Origin of the sequence: Roseobacter insulae (assembly GCF_019375555.1) — a bacterium.
In the GTDB taxonomy this organism is placed as follows: Bacteria; Pseudomonadota; Alphaproteobacteria; order Rhodobacterales; family Rhodobacteraceae; genus Roseobacter; species Roseobacter insulae.
In genome coordinates this window covers 1,250,808-1,271,235 of the sequence record NZ_JAHXDN010000001.1, presented here as the reverse complement: position 1 = coordinate 1,271,235, position 20,428 = coordinate 1,250,808, and the positions used below count along the sequence as shown (strand labels likewise).

The 20,428-nt window shown below is 57.5% G+C and carries 24 protein-coding genes and 2 pseudogenes; all 26 read right to left on the bottom strand.

Annotated elements, in window-relative coordinates:
* Positions 1 to 176: 176 nt before the first annotated feature.
* Positions 177 to 590, bottom strand: a complete 414-nt coding sequence (gene rplP, locus KX928_RS06105; RefSeq protein ID WP_219499988.1) for a 50S ribosomal protein L16 — start codon at positions 588 to 590, stop codon at positions 177 to 179.
* 13 nt (positions 591 to 603) lie between these two features.
* Positions 604 to 1,311 (bottom strand): 30S ribosomal protein S3, encoded by a 708-nt coding sequence (gene rpsC, locus KX928_RS06100; RefSeq protein WP_219499987.1) that lies wholly within the window; start codon positions 1,309 to 1,311, stop codon positions 604 to 606.
* Positions 1,311 to 1,691 (bottom strand): 50S ribosomal protein L22, encoded by a 381-nt coding sequence (rplV, locus tag KX928_RS06095; RefSeq protein WP_195819734.1) that lies wholly within the window; start codon positions 1,689 to 1,691, stop codon positions 1,311 to 1,313. The genes rpsC and rplV overlap by 1 nt, the downstream gene beginning before the upstream one ends.
* Before the next feature lie 3 nt (positions 1,692 to 1,694).
* Complete coding sequence (gene rpsS / locus KX928_RS06090) at positions 1,695 to 1,973, bottom strand: 30S ribosomal protein S19 (protein WP_071969830.1); 279 nt, start codon at positions 1,971 to 1,973, stop codon at positions 1,695 to 1,697.
* Between the two features lie 3 nt (positions 1,974 to 1,976).
* Entirely contained in the window at positions 1,977 to 2,819 is an 843-nt protein-coding gene (gene rplB / locus KX928_RS06085; protein WP_219499986.1) for a 50S ribosomal protein L2, read from the bottom strand.
* A 646-nt stretch (positions 2,820 to 3,465) separates the two neighbouring features.
* Positions 3,466 to 4,336: pseudogene (locus KX928_RS06080) on the bottom strand (beta-barrel domain-containing protein).
* Positions 4,333 to 5,130 carry an ATP-binding cassette domain-containing protein gene (locus KX928_RS06075; RefSeq protein ID WP_257883533.1) on the bottom strand — a complete coding sequence of 266 codons (798 nt, stop codon included), beginning with the start codon at positions 5,128 to 5,130 and terminating at the stop codon, positions 4,333 to 4,335. Before KX928_RS06075 ends, KX928_RS06080 begins: the two are co-directional and overlap by 4 nt.
* A gap of 45 nt (positions 5,131 to 5,175) precedes the next feature.
* Positions 5,176 to 5,427, bottom strand: a complete 252-nt coding sequence (locus KX928_RS23950) for an ABC transporter transmembrane domain-containing protein (protein WP_257883532.1) — start codon at positions 5,425 to 5,427, stop codon at positions 5,176 to 5,178.
* Between the two features lie 516 nt (positions 5,428 to 5,943).
* Entirely contained in the window at positions 5,944 to 6,084 is a 141-nt protein-coding gene (locus tag KX928_RS06070; RefSeq protein ID WP_219499985.1) for a hypothetical protein, read from the bottom strand.
* Between the two features lie 273 nt (positions 6,085 to 6,357).
* Entirely contained in the window at positions 6,358 to 6,891 is a 534-nt protein-coding gene (locus KX928_RS06065; protein WP_219499984.1) for a Panacea domain-containing protein, read from the bottom strand.
* A 63-nt stretch (positions 6,892 to 6,954) separates the two neighbouring features.
* Entirely contained in the window at positions 6,955 to 7,920 is a 966-nt protein-coding gene (locus tag KX928_RS06060) for an IS1595 family transposase (protein WP_219499983.1), read from the bottom strand.
* Positions 7,921 to 8,535: 615 nt separating this feature from the next.
* The gene (locus KX928_RS06055) at positions 8,536 to 9,081 is read right to left on the bottom strand and encodes a hypothetical protein (RefSeq protein ID WP_219499981.1); all 546 of its coding nucleotides are present in this window, start codon (positions 9,079 to 9,081) and stop codon (positions 8,536 to 8,538) included.
* Positions 9,074 to 9,631 (bottom strand): hypothetical protein, encoded by a 558-nt coding sequence (locus KX928_RS06050; RefSeq protein WP_219499979.1) that lies wholly within the window; start codon positions 9,629 to 9,631, stop codon positions 9,074 to 9,076. Before KX928_RS06050 ends, KX928_RS06055 begins: the two co-directional genes overlap by 8 nt.
* Before the next feature lie 5 nt (positions 9,632 to 9,636).
* A complete protein-coding gene (locus KX928_RS06045; RefSeq protein WP_219499976.1) occupies positions 9,637 to 10,158 on the bottom strand; it encodes a GNAT family N-acetyltransferase in 522 nt (173 codons plus the stop codon).
* A 423-nt stretch (positions 10,159 to 10,581) separates the two neighbouring features.
* A pseudogene (locus tag KX928_RS06040) lies at positions 10,582 to 10,737 on the bottom strand (transposase); the annotation flags it as partial.
* Positions 10,738 to 10,831: 94 nt separating this feature from the next.
* Positions 10,832 to 11,128 (bottom strand): 50S ribosomal protein L23, encoded by a 297-nt coding sequence (locus KX928_RS06035; protein ID WP_219499974.1) that lies wholly within the window; start codon positions 11,126 to 11,128, stop codon positions 10,832 to 10,834.
* Positions 11,125 to 11,742: a 50S ribosomal protein L4 gene (gene rplD / locus KX928_RS06030; protein ID WP_219499972.1), complete on the bottom strand. Its 618-nt coding sequence runs from the start codon at positions 11,740 to 11,742 to the stop codon at positions 11,125 to 11,127. The genes KX928_RS06035 and rplD overlap by 4 nt, the downstream gene beginning before the upstream one ends.
* Complete coding sequence (gene rplC / locus KX928_RS06025) at positions 11,739 to 12,614, bottom strand: 50S ribosomal protein L3 (RefSeq protein WP_219499970.1); 876 nt, start codon at positions 12,612 to 12,614, stop codon at positions 11,739 to 11,741. The genes rplD and rplC overlap by 4 nt, the downstream gene beginning before the upstream one ends.
* Positions 12,615 to 12,633: 19 nt before the next feature.
* On the bottom strand, positions 12,634 to 12,948 hold the full coding sequence (gene rpsJ / locus KX928_RS06020; protein ID WP_108838874.1) for a 30S ribosomal protein S10: 315 nt from the start codon (positions 12,946 to 12,948) through the stop codon (positions 12,634 to 12,636).
* Positions 12,949 to 13,113: 165 nt separating this feature from the next.
* The gene (tuf, locus tag KX928_RS06015) at positions 13,114 to 14,289 is read right to left on the bottom strand and encodes an elongation factor Tu (protein WP_219499933.1); all 1,176 of its coding nucleotides are present in this window, start codon (positions 14,287 to 14,289) and stop codon (positions 13,114 to 13,116) included.
* 77 nt (positions 14,290 to 14,366) lie between these two features.
* Complete coding sequence (gene fusA / locus KX928_RS06010; protein ID WP_219499968.1) at positions 14,367 to 16,484, bottom strand: elongation factor G; 2,118 nt, start codon at positions 16,482 to 16,484, stop codon at positions 14,367 to 14,369.
* Between the two features lie 62 nt (positions 16,485 to 16,546).
* Positions 16,547 to 17,017 (bottom strand): 30S ribosomal protein S7, encoded by a 471-nt coding sequence (gene rpsG, locus KX928_RS06005; RefSeq protein ID WP_219499966.1) that lies wholly within the window; start codon positions 17,015 to 17,017, stop codon positions 16,547 to 16,549.
* 12 nt (positions 17,018 to 17,029) lie between these two features.
* Positions 17,030 to 17,401, bottom strand: coding sequence for a 30S ribosomal protein S12 (gene rpsL / locus KX928_RS06000; protein ID WP_011570072.1), 372 nt, complete (start codon positions 17,399 to 17,401; stop codon positions 17,030 to 17,032).
* A 416-nt stretch (positions 17,402 to 17,817) separates the two neighbouring features.
* Entirely contained in the window at positions 17,818 to 18,714 is an 897-nt protein-coding gene (locus KX928_RS05995) for a DMT family transporter (protein WP_308342238.1), read from the bottom strand.
* Positions 18,715 to 18,779: 65 nt separating this feature from the next.
* Positions 18,780 to 20,012, bottom strand: a complete 1,233-nt coding sequence (locus KX928_RS05990) for an HlyD family secretion protein (protein ID WP_219499964.1) — start codon at positions 20,010 to 20,012, stop codon at positions 18,780 to 18,782.
* 3 nt (positions 20,013 to 20,015) lie between these two features.
* Positions 20,016 to 20,366, bottom strand: a complete 351-nt coding sequence (locus KX928_RS05985) for a hypothetical protein (protein WP_219499962.1) — start codon at positions 20,364 to 20,366, stop codon at positions 20,016 to 20,018.
* Positions 20,367 to 20,428 lie beyond the last annotated feature (62 nt).

Below are 20,428 nucleotides of genomic sequence, written 5' to 3'. Positions count from 1 at the left end.
AACCACCCTTTTTTGTACGTTCGTGCGAGGCGCAGCATCGGTAACTAAGGGCTCATTCGCGACGTTCCAGAAGCGCAAAAAAGCCCCCGCCGATGTGTCAGCGGAGACTTCCCAACTCTTTTTGAGTGCAGTACGCAGGTTTCGTTGAAAACCCGCTACACGTATTCGGAGAAGACTTACCAGTCTTCTCTCACCACTACCCGGGTCTTGATCGGCAGCTTCATCGCCGCCAGGCGCAGGGCCTCACGGGCGACGTCATCATTCACGCCGTCGATCTCGAACATCACGCGGCCGGGCTTGACCTTCGCCGCCCACCGGTCGACGGAGCCCTTACCTTTACCCATCCGAACTTCGATAGGTTTGGCAGTGACCGGCACATCCGGGAAGATCCGGATCCAGACCCGCCCCTGACGCTTCATGTGACGTGTCATCGCGCGGCGGGCCGCCTCGATCTGACGTGCTGTGACCCGCTCAGGCTCAATGGCTTTCAACCCGTAGGTGCCGAAGTTCAGGTCAGACCCACCCTTCGCCAGACCCTTGATCGAGCCTTTGAACTGCTTGCGGAATTTCGTGCGTTTTGGTTGTAGCATCTGTCATTCCCCCTTAGCGACGACCGCCTGCACCGCGCGGTGCTGGGCCATCCTGGAGTTCCTGTGCTTTACGGTCACGCGCGGCCGGATCGTGCTCCATGATCTCCCCTTTGAAGATCCATGTTTTGATCCCGATGATGCCATAGGCAGTCGTCGCTTCCACATGTGCGTAATCGATGTCGGCGCGCAGCGTGTGCAAAGGCACACGACCTTCACGATACCATTCAGTCCGCGCGATTTCCGCACCACCGAGACGACCCGCGACATTCACCCGGATGCCAAGAGCACCCATGCGCATCGCGTTCTGCACCGCACGTTTCATGGCGCGGCGGAAGGACACCCGGCGTTCCAACTGTTGTGCAATGCTTTCACCAACGAGGGCAGCATCCAGCTCAGGCTTGCGCACTTCAACGATGTTGAGGTGCAACTCGCTGTCGGTCATCTTGGCGATCTTCTGGCGCAGACCTTCGATGTCCGCGCCTTTCTTGCCGATGATGACACCGGGGCGGGCTGTGTGGATCGTCACGCGGCACTTCTTGTGCGGGCGTTCGATGATCACACGGGCCACACCGGCCTGCTTGCATTCTTCCTTGATGAAATCACGGATCGCGAGGTCTTCCAGCAGAAGATCACCGTAATCCTTGGTGTCGGCATACCAGCGGCTGTCCCAGGTGCGGTTCACCTGCAGGCGCATGCCAATCGGATTGACTTTGTTACCCATTAGGCTTGCTCCTCTACCTGACGCACCTTGATCGTAATCTCCGAGAACGGCTTGATAATCTTGCCGAACCGGCCACGCGCGCGTGGACGTCCACGCTTCATGGTCAGGTTTTTACCCACATAGGCCTCGGCGACGACCAGTTCATCAACGTCGAGGTTGTGGTTGTTTTCCGCGTTCGCAATGGCGGACTGAAGGCATTTCTTCACATCCAGCGCGATCCGTTTCTTGGAGAAGGTCAGGTCCGTCAGGGCCTTGTCCACCTTCTTGCCCCGGATCATCGCGGCGACGAGGTTCAGTTTCTGCGGGCTTGTGCGAAGCATGCGCAGTTTTGCCATTGCTTCGTTGTCAGCCACGCGGCGGGGATTTTTATCCTTGCTCATGGCTTACTTCCGCTTCGCTTTTTTGTCGGCGGCATGACCGTAGTAGGTCCGTGTCGGCGAATACTCACCGAACTTCTGACCGATCATGTCTTCGCTGACGTTAACAGGGATGTGCTTGTGACCGTTGTAGACGCCGAACGTCAGGCCCACGAACTGGGGCAGGATTGTAGAGCGGCGCGACCAGATCTTGATCACTTCGTTGCGGCCGCTTTCGCGGGACGCCTCGGCCTTTTTCAACACGTAAGAGTCGACAAAAGGGCCTTTCCAAACAGAGCGTGCCATATATTAGCGCCCCTTCTTCTTGGCGTGCCGCGAGCGCAGGATGAGCTTGCTGGACGCTTTTTTCTTGTTCCGGGTCTTTGCACCCTTTGTCGGCTTGCCCCAAGGGGTGACCGGGTGACGACCACCAGAGGTCCGGCCTTCACCACCACCATGCGGGTGGTCGATCGGGTTCATCACGACACCACGCACAGACGGGCGGATGCCCTTGTGACGCATGCGGCCCGCTTTACCGTAGTTCTGGTTGGAGTTGTCGGGGTTGCTGACGGCACCAACAGTGGCCATGCATTCCTGACGCACCAGACGCAGCTCGCCAGAGCTCAGACGGATCTGAGCGTAGCCACCATCACGGCCCACAAACTGGGCGTAGGTGCCAGCGGCGCGGGCGATCTGACCGCCTTTGCCGGGCTTCATCTCGATGTTGTGCACGATTGTGCCGATGGGCATGCCCGAGAAGGGCATCGCGTTGCCGGGCTTGATGTCTGCTTTCTGCGACGCAACCACGGTATCGCCCACCGCGAGGCGCTGCGGCGCCAGGATGTAGGCCTGCTCACCGTCTTCGTATTTCACGAGCGCGATGAAGGCTGTGCGGTTGGGGTCATATTCGATGCGCTCGACCGTGGCCGACACATCCATCTTGTTCCGTTTGAAGTCGACGATCCGGTAGAGGCGCTTGGCCCCGCCGCCTTTGCGGCGCATCGTGATCCGTCCGGTGTTGTTCCGTCCGCCGTTCTTGGTCAAGCCTTCTGTGAGGGCTTTGACCGGGCGGCCTTTCCAGAGCTCCGAACGGTCGATCAGTACCAGCCCACGCTGGCCCGGCGTCGTCGGTTTGTACGACTTGAGTGCCATGTTGTCTGTCTTCCGTTTTGCTGTACGGCGCGGTGAGGCGCCTATGGTATAAAGGCCCCCGTAGGTGCCCAACTTGGATGCCCGTTAGGACAACAACGAAGCCCCGGACGAATCCGGGGCCTTGCCGATGGGGTCTATTAGGGGAGCACGCCCCTGGGGTCAAGCGCAGAGACGGGAATCTTCGGTTTGCCACCTCTCCCGACCAAACCGGGCGCGCGCCTGACCGGGAACTGGCGCTGCAACAGGTGAGCGAGACGCTTCATGGCTGCGATAACACATCCGCTGTTTCAGCGGGCACGCACCGATGCCAAAGCGCCAGACGGTCGGACCGGGCCGGCGCGCGCCCGGTTTGGTCGGCGTGACTCGGGCAGTCTTGACACTTCCATGATGTCCGAAACCATGACGAAACCAGAGGTTTGCACTAACGTGTTTCGCTGACGCAGAAGGTGTTCTCACATTCGGCGAGTTCTTCGCTGTGTTGCAGCCTAAGTCACAGAACCGGCTGTTTAAAGCTCTGGCAAATCATGGATCAGAATTCACCCCTTCTCTGCAACCGGCCTCGTCAAACCGAACCGGGATTCCTTGACTTTCCCGCAACTTCCCCCAGCGCCGGTTGCCCCTGTTACCGCTCTTTTCGGTGCAGGCCTCATTCCTCCCTGAAGGCTTTTGTGAAGTAGTCGGTGAGGGGCTTGGCGAGGTAGCTGAGCGGCGAACGCTCTGCGGTTTTGATGAACGCATCGACCGGCATGCCGGGGAGCAGAACCTGCCCGCCCAGCTTTTCCATTTCGCCTTCCGCGGGGACAAGCTCGACCTGGTAATATGACAGGCCTGTGCTTTCGTCGGTGAGCACATCCGCAGAGAGCTTGGTGACCCGTCCGACCACTTCCGGCGTCAGCGAGCCCCTTTTCGAGCAGCGATTGCGCATCCCCCAATTCAGCTTCGATCAGAACCCTTTGCGTTTCGAGCGCGGAAAGCTGGGCCGTGGCCCCGTCGATCTGGTTCTCGGCCTGGGCAATCTGTTCGACGATCTGTTCAGAGCTTTGGCGCAAGGACGCCGCGCGGGCGTCAAAAAGCCGGGCCTGCCCGTCAATCAGGGCCTGGACGGCGACATCCTGTGCTGCTTCCTCCTGCAAATCAGCCAAGATCGCAAGCGCGTCCAGACCATCCCGTTCCGCCTGCAGGCGGGCCTTGCGCGCGAGGATCTCAAAGAGCTGCCCCTCAATGATGGCAAGCTCCGAGCGCAATTGCGTGTCATCAAATTGCAGCACAACTTCGCCTGCGGAGACCGCGTCACCGTCTTTCACCAGCAGCGCGCCGACAACGCCCCCCTGCGGATGCTGCAAGACCTGCCGATTGGATTCTACCTGGATCATGCCCGACGCAATCACGGCACCAGCGATCCGCGCCTGAACGGCCCACACGCCAAGAACACCCACCAGCACCAGCAGTGCGCTCATTCCAACCAGCAATGGGCCCGTTGCTTTCCATCTGCGCGGCTTGCGGGACGCGCCGCTCATGACGTTTTGGCTTCTGCAAGAGATTTCTTGATGGAGTCCACATTGCTCACCATGGATTTGAGCACCTCGTCACGCGGCCCGTCCGCCTTGATCCGCCCAGCCTCGATGACCAGCAAGCGGTCACATTCCGAAATCGCCGACGGGCGGTGGGTCATGATCACAACCGCGCGACCTGCCGCCTTGAATTCACGTACTGCGAGGTTCAGGGCGGTTGAGCCATCACTGTCCAGCGCCGAATTGGGCTCATCGAGGATCAGCAGAACCGGATCGCCGTAGAACGCCCGCGCGAGCGCGATACGCTGACGCTGCCCACCCGAAAGCTGCCCGTCATCACCATGGACAACTGTTTTGTACCCATCGGGGAGTGAGAGGATGATGTCGTGCGCGTTTGCGCGCCTGGCGGCCTCCACGACCTTCGCGTCATCTGGTTGCGTTGACATGCGCGCAATGTTCTCGGCGATGGTACCGGAGAACAGCACAACATTCTGCGGCAGGTAGCCGATGTAGGACCCCAAAGCGTCCGGGTCATACTGATCCAGCGTCGCCCCGCCGAAACGAACTTCACCCGCGGCGACCGGGGTGAGACCAAGAAGGGTTCTGGCCAGCGTCGTTTTGCCTGAACCGCTTTTGCCGATCACGCCCAAGGCCTCCCCCTCTCCCAAATAAAAGGATACGCCATTCAGCGTGGGAAACTTCGCCCCCGGAGCCACGACAGAGACACCCGCAACGGAGATATTGGCATGCGGCTGTGGCAGGGCATGGGCCGCGGGCAGAAGCGGCGTTTTGTCCAGCAAATTGCCCAGAGAAGACCAGGCGCCGCGCGCACGTTGTACCAGTCCTTATTGCCCCAGGGCCTGTTGCACCGGTGCCAGCGCCCGACCCATCAGGATCGAGCTGACAATCATCGCCCCGGCGGTGACTTCACCCTGCAGCACCAGATACGCGCCTAGCGCCAGCATTGCCGATTGCAAGAACAGCGTGAAGGACTTCGACATCGCAGTGAAAATGCCGGTCCAGTCGCTGGAGCGCACGGATGTTTCAAGCGACGCATCACGGAGGTCGTGCCATCGGTCAGCAACCGACGCGCTCATACCCTGCCCCCCTCGCTGCCGCTGCTGTTGTCCGTTTTTTAGGCGATTGTATATTTGACAAACCCGCAGTGTGAGATAGGCTTGAGTTCTAGTTTAAGGGGATTCGAGATATGGCCTGCTACATTGTTACGTACGATCTGAACAAAGAGACTACGCGGCCAAACATCTTAAAAGATATCAAGGCTTATGAAAGTTGGGCAAAACTATCCGAAAGCTCATACACTGTCGAAACTTCGGAAACGCCGTCGCAAGTCTTCAATAAACTCAAGGAGCACATAGACAGTAATGACAACCTTTACATTATCAGTTTGTCAAAGCCGTATTCTGGTCGCGGTCCGAAGGACGTGAATGAGTGGCTAGAGTCGACTCTAGCCGGTTAAGAGCAACGCGATCACCAGCTAGGCCTTCAGCTAGCCGCTGCTCGTCACTTGTTTCCGGCTCAAGGGTCAGCCCAAAGTCATTGAGATGCAATTTCATGGTAATATGGCACCCCAAAGAAGGAGGTAACTCAATACCTCAATCATCCCTCTTGTCGTCTGGCTTCTGCTTCACCAGCTTGCGCAGATTTTCATTGAACTTCGCTTCGTCGTCGTCCGTCTCTAGCTGGCGGGCGGCTTCTTTGAAGCGGTCAAGTTGCTCAGTGGGTTTGTTGCTCATATTTCTTTGGCCTCCAAAAACTCACCTCGTGGACTATCAAGTACGGGTCTTGATCTTCGTATAGAACGGTTAAACTTGGCATGCCATTTGAAGCGGACCCTTGGAATACAAATGATCTGGTCTTACCACTTTCAGTCGCGGCTGTTCCGACTCCTGGATCGTGGGCCATTGCCCACGTTGCGGCCTCCCAGGCATCGTTCGCTCTATCCCAATTCGCTTCGGCCTCATTTAAAGCAAGTCTGACCGCCTCCTGCTCAATTATCTGCCTTTTCATTAAGGGAGGCCAAGCTCTCTGGCTCTTCTCTTGGCCCACTCAAGTTCTTCGCCCTCTGGGTCTCGAATCCTTTCAGCTAGGATGGAAGAAAGAGGCAGAAAATCGCCTTGCTCAGCGATTTCCCATCCGTAGTCGTGGGAAAGGTCGCTCACCTCTTCGGCAGTCATGTCAGCGACTACTTTGATCCAGTAGTTGAGGCTTTGGGCTTGGCTTTCGCTCAAAAGCCCAGGCTCCGGGGGGCGCAAGCCCTTCACGCGCTTGATGGTTCGGTTGTAGTAGCGCTCATCAAAACACTGTATCCGCCCTTCACTCTCTAACTCCTGAAACCATCTTTCATAGTTGTGCAATCGAGGACCGTTTGTATCCCTAACGTATTTCGCACCCGAGAATTGGACGCCATCTAGCGTGTATTGCTTAGCCTCGAAAAACCACATGACTTTGTAGAGTTTAGTGCGACCAAAGCCATCTCGATCACGAGTCGCATAAGCAATCGTGTGGATAAGGTTTTTTAGTTTTTCCTTGTCAAGATTCACTTTGTTGAGCCTCAGTTCGGAGCGTTTACATAGTCACCCACCGTAGGGTTTTCCAGCCCGCGCTCATGCTCCTTGATTGTAGAACAATCGCTTGCCCTTTGCACTTACTAAGGCAATCTGGCCGCGCTCCACATCGTCAACACCGTTCGCGGAGCGGTTGTTGTAGCGGAAGTCAAACTCCGCAGCATACCGGTGCAAGTGCTGCTTTCCGCAGTGCTGATAGACACCTTTCATGCCGCGCTTGAAGATGCTGTAGAAGCCTTCAACCGTGTTGGTGTGGAGTTCGCTATCTTCGTAACTGACATACTCACCAGCGCTGTGGTTGGTCCAGCCGTGCGCGTCGAACACGTTGCCAGCGCCGATACCCTGATATTGGCGGGCTTCATCAGTCATGACATACGCTTCGCGGGCGATGTTCTCTTGCAGGATAGGGACCAGCGTGGACTTCTTGAGGTCGTCCACAACGATAGACTTGGCGCGCTTGGTGTCGCGATCTACCAGGGTCAGCACCTTCATCTTGTGAGAGCCGACACGTGCGTTCTTAGCTTTGGTGACGCCGGGTTCCTTGCCGATGAACGTTTCGTCAACTTCTACAACGCCACCATTGCCGCCAAAACCGGCAAGCGCACCGTCACGCATACACTCGCGGATGCGGTGTGTCAGGAACCACGCAGACTTGTAGGTGATGCCCAGAACGCGGTGAAGCTGGTGGCTGCTGATGCCTTTCTTGCTGGATACCATCAGGTGAATGGCTTGAAGCCACAGGTGCAGCGGCAGGTGGCTTTCCTCAAAGATCGTACCCTTGCGGACGGTGAACTGCTTGCGGCACTCGCGGCACTTCCAAAGACCATGACGCTCTTTGCCTTCCGGGTTCTTCTTGCTGGCCTTGGTGCGAACACCAGTCAGGGGATAGGCGCTGTCCACGACGCCACAGTGAGGGCAGACAGGTCCATCGGTCCACAACATCGCTTCGACGTGCTCAAACGCAGCGGCTTCATCGTGCATATACTTGGCGGACAGAACAGACATTGTGATTTCCTCTAACTCTATGGGTTATAGATAGGAATCTCACTTGGGTTTGTCAAGTATACAATCGCCGTTTTTTAGGATGACGTGTAGTCTTGTTGCCGTTCTTCAGATCACGTCATCCTGGAAGCGGCTTCCAGTTCTGTGCGGGACCGCGTTGAGTACCCCCTTTCTTCGTTCAGTGCTTGATGAGCTTCATGCTCTGACTTACCCAAGACGTCCTGCTGATAGCTTTTGAAATCGCCGGTGTAGGTTTTCCCGCCGCCCAATTCGAAGGTAATGTCGGCTCCCCTCGGGCCGCTCCTTTAAGCGACTTTATGTCGGGATCATGAATTGTTCCCGCAACACCCTCGCTGACTTCAACACTGGTAAGCTCGCCCGCCGCCGACCCTACCGTGCGGTCCAAAAGCCGCGCAAAGCCTGTAAGTGCTGAATGGACGGCATCGCCAATCGCTTCGAAAGGCGACCACTTCGAAGCTTCCGCAACTAAAATCGGCTCAGGAGGTTTTAAGTTTCCTATTGCCCAAGCATTTGGAGACCGGCCCAGTGTACTTTGTTAATGGGCCTTTAATAAAGCTTTCGATGGCTTGATAGAAATCCGTGACTATTCTTTGCTTTTCATTGGCCGCAAGCCGGTAGCCATTTGCGCGCGACTGCGATGGGCTCTTCGAAACCATAATTAATTGCCTGTCTCGCAAAACTCTCGTTGCCGACAAACTCAACCAATCTTGCGAATGCGGCGGGGTTCTCACTAATGTAATTGTCCCTAGCAGCTGCGGAAAGTTCATTTACGGTTTTCGTTTCGTGATCGAGCTCGTGCGATAACACGCTACCACCAGAAAGCTCAATTGTTACAGCATCTATTCCAAATGCCTGTTTGAGCGCTCCGGCCGACGCAGTCCCTGTCAGACGCGTGTTAGGGTTTACCTCGATGTAAAATGTTTTGTTTTCTGGGTCGGGAGCGGCTTGCCACGTACCCGCCTTTCGGCTTTCGACAAAAACGATCTTATCAAAGTTGGAGGACAAATCGTCCACGCGTTCGTGCTGAATTCGCGAAGTCGCTCGATTTGCCAATGCATCTCGAATTTCCTGCCCGTAGCGATGTTCTTCAAGCGGGCCCAGTTGAAGTTCAACGCCTCTTTTTCCTAGCTTAATCTCATTCATTTACCAGCGATCCCGGCGAGTCAAATTCGATTGGGGCGGTCCATGGGTCAAATGAAATGCTGAATGTTTGTTTGTTCGATTGGAGCAGCACAGTACCGCTGTCAGTCGCGAAAAACAGGAAATCAGTCGAACCAGGAAGAATTTCGAGATTGGGCTCTCCAACGAGAGCCGTCGCCTCGGTTTGTGGCCAAATTGCCTCCAGTGTGTACTCAATTAAAAAACATGAAAGATCTTCTGACCTATGAACGATGATTGTCCTGCAGAATGCCCGTTCTCCGGCATTGCGGCATTCCGTCGGTTGTCGATAGAATAAAAATTGACCTCTTTTAACTACCTGATCAGTCGGCAATGGCTGAAAAGCAGATTTGCATACCCGGTGGACACCTTGAAAGTCACTGGACTTTGCGGGTTTGTATTCTAAAAAGGCTGGCGGCGCGGCGGTCACCGCGCTTGTTGCACAGAGAGTGAAAAGCACAATGGCCGTCCAGTTACAAAGTGGCTTTGCAAAGCCGTAATTTAATCGCTGACACATCAATTCAAAAACCTCCACCGGTTTCAAATTTTAGGGAAAAACTTGGTCCCATAATCCCCCCCAATCTGCTTCATCCCGATCCTCTGGAAAAACCGATCCACGCACGCCGCATCAATTCCTGCCGTCACATGATAGAGGATATGCGTCGCCCCCTGCGACTGTGCCCAAACCTCGATACCTTTCGCCAACCGCAGCGCAACCTTCCCGCCGAGCAACCCGTCCGAAACGTCAGGAGCGACACAGATCGCGTGGACCGACACGATCCGCGCGCCATCGCCAATGAAGTACCCGCCGATAGAGCAATAGCAACAGCCCGGAACGCGCGACCCAAGTGCCACGACCAGCCCAAGGTGCTGCTCCGGGGCGTTCAGCGTTCTATCGAACGCCCGGTCGAACTTCGCGTCGGAAAACGGAATGTCACCGAACAGGCTCTTCTCATGCACACTCCGGGTTAAAGCACATACCTGCGTGCGATGGATTTCCGCAGCGCGGGTCGTGGCCAGTGTTACCGCTTGCCGACTTTCCTTTGTGACAAATGAATCCAAACTCAATTCTTTAAAACCTGCAGAAAACACTATTCTGAGTCGAGAAAACACTAGTCAACTCCGGCGGGCAAGAAATTAGGTAACAACCCAATTGAATACGCGAATCATGGTTAACGCAGATCAGACCCCGTGCCGAACATAACCGGCAGGGGTCAGCCATCAAAACCGCGCCCCGTGGAAATCGCGTCGCCGCCACACCATAACCCGAAGGCACCACCCTACCGGAACGATCAGCGCGTATGCCAACCTAGTGGCTCAGATCGGGCCAGCGGCAGGTTGCTCGCCCGCCGCCCCCCCGACATCTCAATATAGCGAGCGCGGTGGTGCTATGCGAGGGCACTTCAAACAGGACAGAACGAGGCAATCACAGCCCCATTCCGTTCGGCACTCACCGAGAGAAGACGTCATGCGTTTCATGCGCCGTCCGCTGACTGGGCCCGCCTCGATGCATCGTGCGACAGTCGTCTCGCACAACTGGCGCAGCAGCTCACTCTCGCGGAAACGACCATGCCTGTTCTTGGAGAACGTCGAGGGGTCCGGCACCCGGTCGTTCAGATCGAGGGGACAGAACCAGCGGTAAACGGCCATTCTGCTTCTCGTCTGTTATCAGGCGCAAAGACGAACCCCGGCCTGATACCAGACCGGGGTTTCTCATTTTAGATTGTAGACCGGATCAAAGACCGGTGGACACGTCGATCGTGTTGCCGGCTTCCAGCGTCACGTAGGCTTTCTTCACGTCTTTCCGTTTGCCAAGCTGGCCACGGAAGCGTTTCACTTTGCCTTTGGTGATCGTGGTGTTGACCGCTTTGACCTTCACACCAAAGAGCGCCTCGACGGCCTCCTTGATCTGGGGTTTGTTGCTGTCGATCGCCACTTCGAACACCACAGCGCCGTTCTCGGACGACATGGTGGCCTTTTCCGTGATGATCGGCTTGCGGATCACGTCGTAATGTTCTGCTTTCGCGTTCATTTCAAACGAGCCTCCAGTGCTTCGACACCCGCCTTCGTGATCACCAGCGTGTCACGCTTGAGGATGTCATATACGTTTGCGCCCATCGTCGGCAGGATATCCAGACCGTCGATGTTGCGCGCGGCCTGGGCGAAGTTCTCGTTCACCTCGGCCCCGTCGATGACCAGCGCGCGTTTCCAGCCCAGGTTTGCAACCTGTTTGGCCAGAGCGGCGGTTTTGCCATCCGAAGACGCGTCGTCAATGATCACGAGCTCGCCTGCTTTCATTTTGGCAGAAAGCGCGTGGCAGAGACCCAGCTTGCGGAACTTCTTGGTCAGTTCGTGACCATGGCTGCGCGGGGTCGGGCCCTTGTAGATACCACCTTTGCGGAAGATCGGCGCGTTACGGGAACCATGGCGTGCACCACCGGTGCCCTTCTGGCGGTAGATCTTCTTGGTCGAGTAGCTGGTCTCGGAACGGGTCTTGACCTTGTGCGTGCCAGCCTGCGCGTTGTTACGCTGCCAGCGCACAACACGGTGCAGGATGTCGGCACGGGGTTCGAGACCAAAAAGCGCCTCGTCCAGATCTACCGAGCCGGCTTTCTTGCCGTCGAGTTTGATGACATCGAGTTTCATGCGTCACCTTCTTTCTTGTCTTCGCCAGCTTCGGGTGCGTCATCCGACTTGTCCGCCGCGATTTCCGCTTCGGCTGCTTTCAGGGCTTCCGCTTCCTGTGCCGCTTGCTCCTCGGCCAGACGCTTGGCTTCTGCTTCGGCTTCGGCGGCGGCGGCAGCAGCGGCCTCCTCGGCAGCTTTTGCAGCTTCTTCAGCGGCAGACTTCAGCGCCGCCGGCAGAATAGCATTTTCAGGGAACGGCTTTTTCACCGCATCCTTGACCGTCACCCAACCACCTTTGGACCCCGGGACAGCACCCTTGACCATGATCAGACCACGGTCGGCATCGGTGCGCACAACCTGCAGGTTCTGAGTTGTCACACGGGCAGCACCCATGTGACCGGCCATTTTCTTGCCTTTGAAGACCTTGCCAGGATCCTGACATTGACCAGTTGAACCATGCGACCGGTGGGAGATAGACACACCGTGCGTCGCACGCAGACCACCGAAGTTGTGGCGCTTCATCGCACCGGCAAATCCCTTGCCGATGGAGGTACCGGCCACGTCAACGAACTGACCCTCAAAGTAATGGTTCGCGGTGATTTCTTCGCCGACACCGATCAGGTTCTCGGCATCCACACGGAACTCTGCAACCTTACGCTTGGGCTCTACCTTCGCGGCCGCGAAGTGGCCGCGCATCGCCTGAGAGGTCCGCTTGGCTTTAGCTGAACCGGCACCAAGTTGAACAGCAGAATAGCCGTCCTTCTCAGAAGTCCGCTGGGCCACGACCTGCAGCTTATCGAGTTGAAGAACGGTTACAGGGATCTGCTTGCCGTCTTCCATGAACAGCCGGGTCATCCCGACTTTTTTTGCAATAACGCCTGAGCGCAACATAACAATTACCCTCCTACGCTTATGATTGCAGCTTGATCTCGACGTCCACACCAGCGGCCAGGTCGAGCTTCATCAGCGCGTCCACGGTCTGGGGGGTCGGATCAACGATATCCAGCAGGCGCTTGTGCGTGCGGATTTCGAACTGGTCACGGGATTTCTTGTCCACGTGGGGCCCACGCAGAACGGTGAATTTTTCAATCTTGTTCGGCAGCGGGATCGGGCCGCGAACAGAAGCGCCGGTCCGCTTGGCGGTGTTGACGATCTCTTGTGTGGACGCATCCAGCACACGATAGTCAAACGCCTTCAGGCGAATGCGGATGTTTTGGCTTTGGATTGCCATTTTTTCTTTTCCCTAACGATGGGTCTTGAAACGGAGAGGAAGAGAGGCCTCATCGCACCCCTTCGTCGCGTCTTTTTTGCGGTTCGGGACCCGGGTCCCGAAATGGCAGGGGTGCCGAATATGACCCGGCACCCCGATTGTCCAGAGTGAGTGTGAAACTTACTCGGTGATTTTGCTGACGACGCCTGCGCCGACGGTGCGGCCGCCTTCGCGGATCGCGAAGCGCAAGCCGTTTTCCATCGCGATCGGTGCGATCAGCTCAACGCCGAAAGACACGTTGTCGCCCGGCATCACCATCTCGGTGCCCTCGTTCAGCTGAACCGTGCCGGTCACATCCGTCGTCCGGAAGTAGAACTGCGGGCGGTAGTTCGCAAAAAACGGCGTGTGACGGCCACCCTCTTCCTTGGTCAGGATGTAGGCTTCGGCTTCGAACTTGGTGTGCGGGTTCACCGAGCCGGGCTTGCACAGCACCTGGCCACGCTCAACGCCTTCACGGTCGATGCCGCGCAGCAGCGCGCCGATGTTGTCGCCCGCTTCACCGCGGTCCAGCAGCTTGCGGAACATTTCAACACCTGTGCAGGTCGTCTTCTGGGTGTCGCGGATGCCGACGATCTCGATCTCGTCGCCCACGTTGATCACGCCCCGCTCGACACGGCCGGTCACAACGGTGCCACGACCGGAGATCGAGAACACGTCTTCCACGGGCATCAGGAACGGCTGATCCACCGCACGCGCCGGGGTCGGGATGTATTCGTCGACCGCCGCCATCAGCTCGCGGATCTTCTCTTCGCCGATCTCGGGGTTGTTGCCTTCCATCGCCGCCAGCGCCGAGCCCGCGATGATCGGGATATCGTCGCCGGGGTACTCATAAGAGCTCAGCAGCTCGCGGATTTCCATTTCAACCAGCTCGAGCAGCTCTTCGTCGTCGACCTGGTCGACCTTGTTCATGAAGACGACCATGTAGGGAATGCCCACCTGGCGGCCGAGCAGGATGTGCTCGCGCGTCTGCGGCATCGGGCCGTCGGCGGCATTCACAACCAGGATCGCGCCGTCCATCTGCGCCGCCCCGGTGATCATGTTCTTAACGTAGTCGGCGTGGCCGGGGCAGTCGACATGCGCATAGTGGCGCGCGTCGGTCTCATATTCCACGTGTGCGGTGGAAATGGTGATGCCGCGGGCTTTCTCTTCCGGCGCACCGTCGATCTGGTCATAGGCCTGGAAATCGCCAAAATACTTCGTGATCGCCGCCGTCAGCGTCGTCTTGCCGTGGTCAACGTGACCAATCGTGCCGATGTTCACATGCGGTTTCGTACGTTCAAACTTTGCCTTTGCCATGGTGGCCTCTCCTTAGTGTTCTGGTTAGCGGCAGTCCCGCTCGAAGTTGGATCGAGGCGCCCGAAGGCGCCCCGGTTTTATGCGAATTTCGCTTGAATCTCATCAGAGATGTTCTGTGGTACCGGCTCGTAGTGGTCGAACTGCATGGTGAAGTTCGCCCGCCCGGAAGACATCGACCGCAAGGTGTTGATATAGCCGAACATGTTGGCCAGCGGCACAAAGGCGTCAATTGCAATCGCGTTGCCGCGGGTGTCCTGACCCTGCACCTGACCGCGACGGGAGGTGAGGTCGCCGATGATGCCACCGGTGTATTCCTCAGGCGTCACAACCTCGACTTTCATGATCGGCTCGAGCAGTTTCGCACCGGCTTTCTTCATGCCTTCGCGCATGCCCATACGGGCCGCGATCTCGAAAGCCAGAACCGATGAGTCCACATCGTGGAACTTGCCGTCGATAAGGGCCACCTTGAAGTCGATCACGGGGAAGCCGGCCAGGGGGCCGCTGTCCATGACCGACTGGATGCCCTTTTCAACGCCCGGGATGTATTCCTTCGGAACGGCACCGCCGACGATCCGGCTCTCGAAGGAATAGCCTTCGCCCGGCTCGGTTGGCGAGATGATCATCTTCACCTCGGCGAACTGACCCGAACCACCCGACTGTTTCTTGTGCGTGTAGGTGTGCTCGACCTCGTGACCAATGGTCTCGCGATAAGCAACCTGCGGCGCGCCGATGTTGGCCTCAACCTTGAATTCACGCTTCAGGCGGTCCACCAGAATGTCGAGGTGGAGTTCGCCCATGCCCTTCATGATGGTCTGACCGGATTCCAGATCAGTCTCCACACGGAAAGACGGATCTTCGGCGGCAAGGCGCTGCAGACCTGTGGACATCTTTTCCTGGTCGGCCTTGGTTTTTGGCTCAACCGCGATCTCGATCACCGGATCGGGGAAGGTCATGGTTTCCAGAACAACTGGATCGTTGACCGCGCAGAGGGTATCCCCGGTTGTGGTGTCTTTCAGACCCGCCAGCGCGATGATGTCGCCCGCGAAGGCTTCCGTGATCTCTTCGCGATCATTGGAGTGCATCATCATCATCCGGCCCACGCGCTCTTTACGCTCCTTGGTCGAGTTCAGCAGCGTGTCACCTTTGTTGAGAACACCGGAATAGATCCGGGTAAACGTCAGCGTACCGACAAACGGGTCATTCATGATTTTGAATGCCAGCGCCGAGAACGCCATGTTGTCGTCCGCGCGGCGGGCGATGTTCCGGGTCTCTGTCTCGTCGCCGGGTTTGAAGCCCATATAGTCGACCACGTCCATCGGTGATGGCAGATAGTCGATGACAGCGTTCAACAGAGGCTGAACGCCCTTGTTTTTGAACGCGGAGCCGCAGAGAACGGGAATGAACTTGATCGCCAGTGTCCCGGCGCGGATCAGGCGGCGCAGCGTCGGCACATCGGGCTCTTCGCCTTCGAGATACATCATCATCGCGTCGTCATCCATTTCGACGGCGGTTTCGATCATCTTGCCACGCCATTCTTCAGCTTGCGCCTTCAGGCTGTCGCGGATTGGCTTTTTCACCCAGGAAGCACCCAGGTCTTCGCCTTCCCAGACCCATTCTTCCATGGTCACGAGATCGATCATGCCTTCCAGTTCGTTCTCCGCCCCAATTGGGATCTGGATGGGGCAAGGGGTCGCACCTGTACGGTCCTGGATCATGTGAACGCAGTTGAAGAAGTCCGCACCGATCTTGTCCATCTTGTTGACGAACACGATGCGCGGCACCTTGTAGCGGTCAGCCTGACGCCAGACAGTTTCTGTCTGCGGCTCAACACCGGCGTTGGCGTCCAGAACGGCAACCGCGCCGTCGAGAACGGCCAGCGAGCGCTCGACCTCGATGGTGAAATCCACGTGGCCGGGCGTATCGATGATGTTCATGCGGTGCTTTGGTGTGTCCGCGGTTGCGCCGTCTTCGGTGCGTTCCCAGAACGTGGTTGTCGCAGCAGATGTGATCGTGATGCCACGTTCCTGCTCCTGCTCCATCCAGTCCATGGTGGCCGCACCATCGTGCACCTCACCGATGTTGTGAGACTTGCCCGTATAATACAGGATGCGTTCCGAACAGGTTGTTTTACCGGCATCAATGTGCGCCATGATGCCAAAGTTGCGGTAGCGGTCGAGCGGATAGTCGCGTGCCATGGGGCTGCTTCCTTGAGGTATCTAAAAACGTTTCATCGCGCCCGACGGGGGCGCGATAGTGTTTACCAGCGGTAGTGGCTGAACGCTTTGTTGGCGTCTGCCATTTTATGTGTGTCTTCGCGTTTCTTCACCGCGGTACCGCGGGATTGAACGGCGTCCAGAAGCTCACCTGCGAGGCGCTCTTCCATCGTGTTCTCATTGCGCGAGCGCGAGGCTTTGATCAACCAGCGGATGGCGAGGGCTTCGCGGCGCTCGGGGCGGACTTCGACGGGCACCTGATACGTCGCACCACCCACCCGGCGGGAGCGAACCTCGACCGAGGGTTTGATGTTGTCAAGCGCTTCGTGGAACACCTCGACGGGCGCGCGCTTGATCTTGTCTTCAACGCGGGTCAGCGCAGAGTAGACGATGCGTTCTGCGACCGACTTCTTGCCGTCGATCATCAGGTTGTTCATGAATTTGGTCAGCACCAGATCGCCATATTTGGCGTCGGGCAGGACTTCGCGTTTTTCGGCTGCGTGGCGACGGGACATCTTGGTCTCTCCTTACTTCGGACGCTTCGCGCCGTATTTCGAACGACGTTGCTTACGGTCTTTGACGCCTTGGGTATCCAGAACACCACGCAGAATGTGGTAGCGGACACCGGGAAGGTCTTTGACACGACCGCCACGGATCAGGACGACGGAGTGTTCCTGAAGGTTGTGGCTTTCGCCCGGGATGTAGCTGATGACTTCGAAGCCATTGGTCAGACGAACCTTGGCCACTTTCCGCATCGCCGAGTTCGGCTTCTTCGGTGTTGTCGTGTAAACGCGCGTGCAAACGCCACGCTTCTGCGGACATTCCTGCAGGTGCATGGATTTTGAACGTTTAATTTTTGGCTGCCGCGGCTTGCGGATCAGCTGTTGGATCGTTGGCATTCCGGTTCTTTCCCCGTGTTGCTCACATATGTGTGCACGAGGACGACCCCCATGCGGTTGATACTTGCTCGCGGACGCGTCCGCCCGCGATATTCATGTGTCGGAGACACACGTTAACTCATGCGCCATAGGCGCAATGCGAAAAGACCGCCACGTTTCCGTACCGAGGAAACGACGCGGTGGGTTTACAGAGGATCGGGCCGATAGGGGGCCGGATCGTGACCACTTCAGTTCTGATTTCGGCGCACAAGGGTCAGCCTTGCCGTCGAGATGAGCGGCGTATAAAAGGAGTCGCACCCCGTGTCAACAGCCCCACCAGCCTTCTCATGCGGTCATCGTGCTGGCGTTCGGCACTGCCCGACGCCGTGAAAATCACACGGAAACCACATTTGGCCGCAGATGGCCCCGGTCAGGTGTCACCGGTGGATCAGACGGCTTTCGCGATACAGGGTAAAGAGGCCCGTTGCAACGATGACGACCGCTCCCAGCAACGTCAGGAATTCGGGCCATTCGCCGAAGACAATCCACCCGAGTATCAGCGCCCAGATCAACCCCGTGTACCGGAAAGGGGCAATAAAGGCGACGTCACCCGCGCGCATCACCTGAACACTGAAGAAGTACCCACCGACGATGAAGAAAGAGGATGCGCTGATCAGAAGACCCAGATCATTCTCCACTGGCACCCATGCGGATGACAAAGATGCGCCGCCCGCTGCGAGGAGCACAGCGACGGATGCCGATAAGGTGACTAGCAGCGACGGCACGTCGCTGGACAGTCGGCGGGTTGACAGATCACGCGCCGTTACACAAAGGACGGCAATCAGCGCATAGAGCGACCACAGCGTAAAGCCCTCAGGCCCCGGTCGCACGATCAGCAGCATGCCGCAAAAACCGATGATGATGGCCGTCATCCGGCGCCAGCCGATAGCCTCGCGAAACAACAGCGCTGACCCGAGTGTCACGGTCAAGGGCAGAATCTGAAGTATCGCGGTGATGTTTGCCAGGGGCATGTTCAGCAAGGCGGTAACGAAGAAATAGGCCGCCCCCACCTCGGACATGGATCGCAGAGCGATTATACCCCAGTCGCCCCGCGCAATATCGAACCGAAGCGCGCCCCTTGACCACGCCAAAAGCGCGATCAGCCCGGTTGCCAGCAGACCACGCAGGAACAGCAGTTGGAACAGCGGAACAGCGCCGCCTGTCGCCTTCAGCAGCGTGTCGTTGACGGTAAAGCAAGCCATCGACGCCATCATCAACAGCGCCCCCGACAGATTTGCGGAGAGCCCGGCAGCGGCGCGATGATCTGCTTTCACGAATTACAGCTTTCCAGAGCGTTGCGGCGTTGATGGTCCATTCAAGTGACCGGCCATCTGGCGACTTAATGCCCGCTAAACACGAGTGTCTGCAAGGGAAGCAGTAAAGATCGGATGCGAAGGCCTGCCGCATGCACCACACCGACAGTGTCGACAACATGCAGGAATATCCAGCGCCCGAAACCAAGGGACGGGTCCCCCAACAGGTCATGATTAAACGTGTAGGCGTTGGCAAGGCAGCGGCTGCCCGGCGGAATGTCATCCGTCTGGCCGGGGTAAATCGGCTCCAGAAAGGCCGTTATGGTGCCCGGCAATGCTTGATTCTGAGCATCTGCCAGACGATCTGACGGTCGCACCTGCCCGGAGGAGATCACATCCTGCACTTCGACGATGACCATCGGAACAACCGTCAATGGTTTTGAGGCACACATGATTTCGGCCACCCCGCCCGCCTTTACGACTTGCGCTGAAATCTGCGGAAATCCGGCCTGGAAGCGGTTCCTGCCCGCTTCTGAGGGCACCAGTATGCCCGCGGGTCGCAAGACCGGGCTGACAATATCCCCGACCCGCAGCGTAAATTGTTCGATCGTGCCATCGACGCCAGCGTAGACCGTCAGTTTCTCGATTTCATTTTCCGCCTGCGCCAACGCGGCCTCGGCGCTGGCCCGTTGTGCCGGCAACTGAACGGAAATCTGGGCATCGACCGCGGACACATTGGCCTGCGCGGCATCAACCTCGCCCTGCCGTACACCAAGTTCATTTTTTAGCAACTCAACATCCCGCTCGCTGACGGCGGTGGACCCGCGTTCCCGCAATGCAGTCTGACGCTGGAAGTCTTCCAGGGTCTGCTGATATCCCGCGCGCGCCTGATCGACGACGGCAAGTGCGGCGGCGCGCTGTGCCTTGGCCAGTTCCAGACCCGCATCGACTTCGCTGATCTGCCGGCGGGCTGTTTCTGCGGCTGCTTCCTGGCTGCTGGAGTCCAACCGGAAGATCGGATCACCGGCTTTCACCTCCTGATTGATCTCCACATACGTCTCGGCAACGCGCCCGCTGCTTTCCGACAGGATCGTAACGGTGCGGAAAAACGAGGCGACGTTCGACGTGGTCGGGTGATAATAGAACACGATGGTGATCAACCCGATGGTCAGCATGGCGCACAACGTGATGCCCCACCTCAATTCATACCACACGGTGAAAAAGTTTATCTCTGCGCCCCACCGTTTCCCTTGCAACTGACGCCGCAAGAGATAATCCGGCAACACGGTGACCAGCGAACACAGGAGCAGTTCCAGCATCGGTTACTTTTCCCTGTTTACGAGGGTTTGCAGAGACTGCGCCATTGACGCCAGCGGTCCCACAAGGTCGGGAGGTCTGAAAGCGGCAAGCACAAGTGCACCGACCCAGAAGATATTATTGTGGGTAAAGAGCGCCAGCATGGCCAGAATACTGATCAGTTGCAACTGGGTGCTGTTACCCTTGTGCGCCATTCTTTCAGGCAGCGCGTGCAACGTGAAATACGCAACACCGATCAGCAGGATCACGACCAGAAGGAAGACCACCATAACTGTAAACAGGGTGTCACCGCCGTCTGCGCCCGAAAAGTATGGCGGCAGGTGGTGCGGCGCCAAAGGATGTTGTGCTTCCGACATGAGCGACCTTCCAGAAATTACTAATGCTGTCCACCGGACGAGCCGTAATGTTGTGAAGCTAA

Coding starts and splice junctions, on each gene's coding strand:
- KX928_RS06055 (WP_219499981.1), bottom strand. CDS start 9,081: ATGAATGAGATTAAGCTAGGAAAAAGAGGCGTTGAACTTCAACTGGGC.
- KX928_RS06060 (WP_219499983.1), bottom strand. CDS start 7,920: ATGTCTGTTCTGTCCGCCAAGTATATGCACGATGAAGCCGCTGCGTTT.
- KX928_RS06035 (WP_219499974.1), bottom strand. CDS start 11,128: ATGAACGCGAAAGCAGAACATTACGACGTGATCCGCAAGCCGATCATC.
- rpsG (WP_219499966.1), bottom strand. CDS start 17,017: ATGTCCCGTCGCCACGCAGCCGAAAAACGCGAAGTCCTGCCCGACGCC.
- rplC (WP_219499970.1), bottom strand. CDS start 12,614: ATGTTGCGCTCAGGCGTTATTGCAAAAAAAGTCGGGATGACCCGGCTG.
- rplB (WP_219499986.1), bottom strand. CDS start 2,819: ATGGCACTCAAGTCGTACAAACCGACGACGCCGGGCCAGCGTGGGCTG.
- KX928_RS05985 (WP_219499962.1), bottom strand. CDS start 20,366: ATGTCGGAAGCACAACATCCTTTGGCGCCGCACCACCTGCCGCCATAC.
- rplV (WP_195819734.1), bottom strand. CDS start 1,691: ATGAGCAAGGATAAAAATCCCCGCCGCGTGGCTGACAACGAAGCAATG.
- KX928_RS05990 (WP_219499964.1), bottom strand. CDS start 20,012: ATGCTGGAACTGCTCCTGTGTTCGCTGGTCACCGTGTTGCCGGATTAT.
- rplD (WP_219499972.1), bottom strand. CDS start 11,742: ATGAAACTCGATGTCATCAAACTCGACGGCAAGAAAGCCGGCTCGGTA.
- rpsL (WP_011570072.1), bottom strand. CDS start 17,401: ATGCCAACGATCCAACAGCTGATCCGCAAGCCGCGGCAGCCAAAAATT.
- rpsC (WP_219499987.1), bottom strand. CDS start 1,311: ATGGGTAACAAAGTCAATCCGATTGGCATGCGCCTGCAGGTGAACCGC.
- rplP (WP_219499988.1), bottom strand. CDS start 590: ATGCTACAACCAAAACGCACGAAATTCCGCAAGCAGTTCAAAGGCTCG.
- KX928_RS23950 (WP_257883532.1), bottom strand. CDS start 5,427: ATGAGCGCGTCGGTTGCTGACCGATGGCACGACCTCCGTGATGCGTCG.
- fusA (WP_219499968.1), bottom strand. CDS start 16,484: ATGGCACGCGACTATCCGCTCGACCGCTACCGCAACTTTGGCATCATG.
- KX928_RS06070 (WP_219499985.1), bottom strand. CDS start 6,084: ATGAGCAACAAACCCACTGAGCAACTTGACCGCTTCAAAGAAGCCGCC.
- rpsS (WP_071969830.1), bottom strand. CDS start 1,973: ATGGCACGCTCTGTTTGGAAAGGCCCTTTTGTCGACTCTTACGTGTTG.
- tuf (WP_219499933.1), bottom strand. CDS start 14,289: ATGGCAAAGGCAAAGTTTGAACGTACGAAACCGCATGTGAACATCGGC.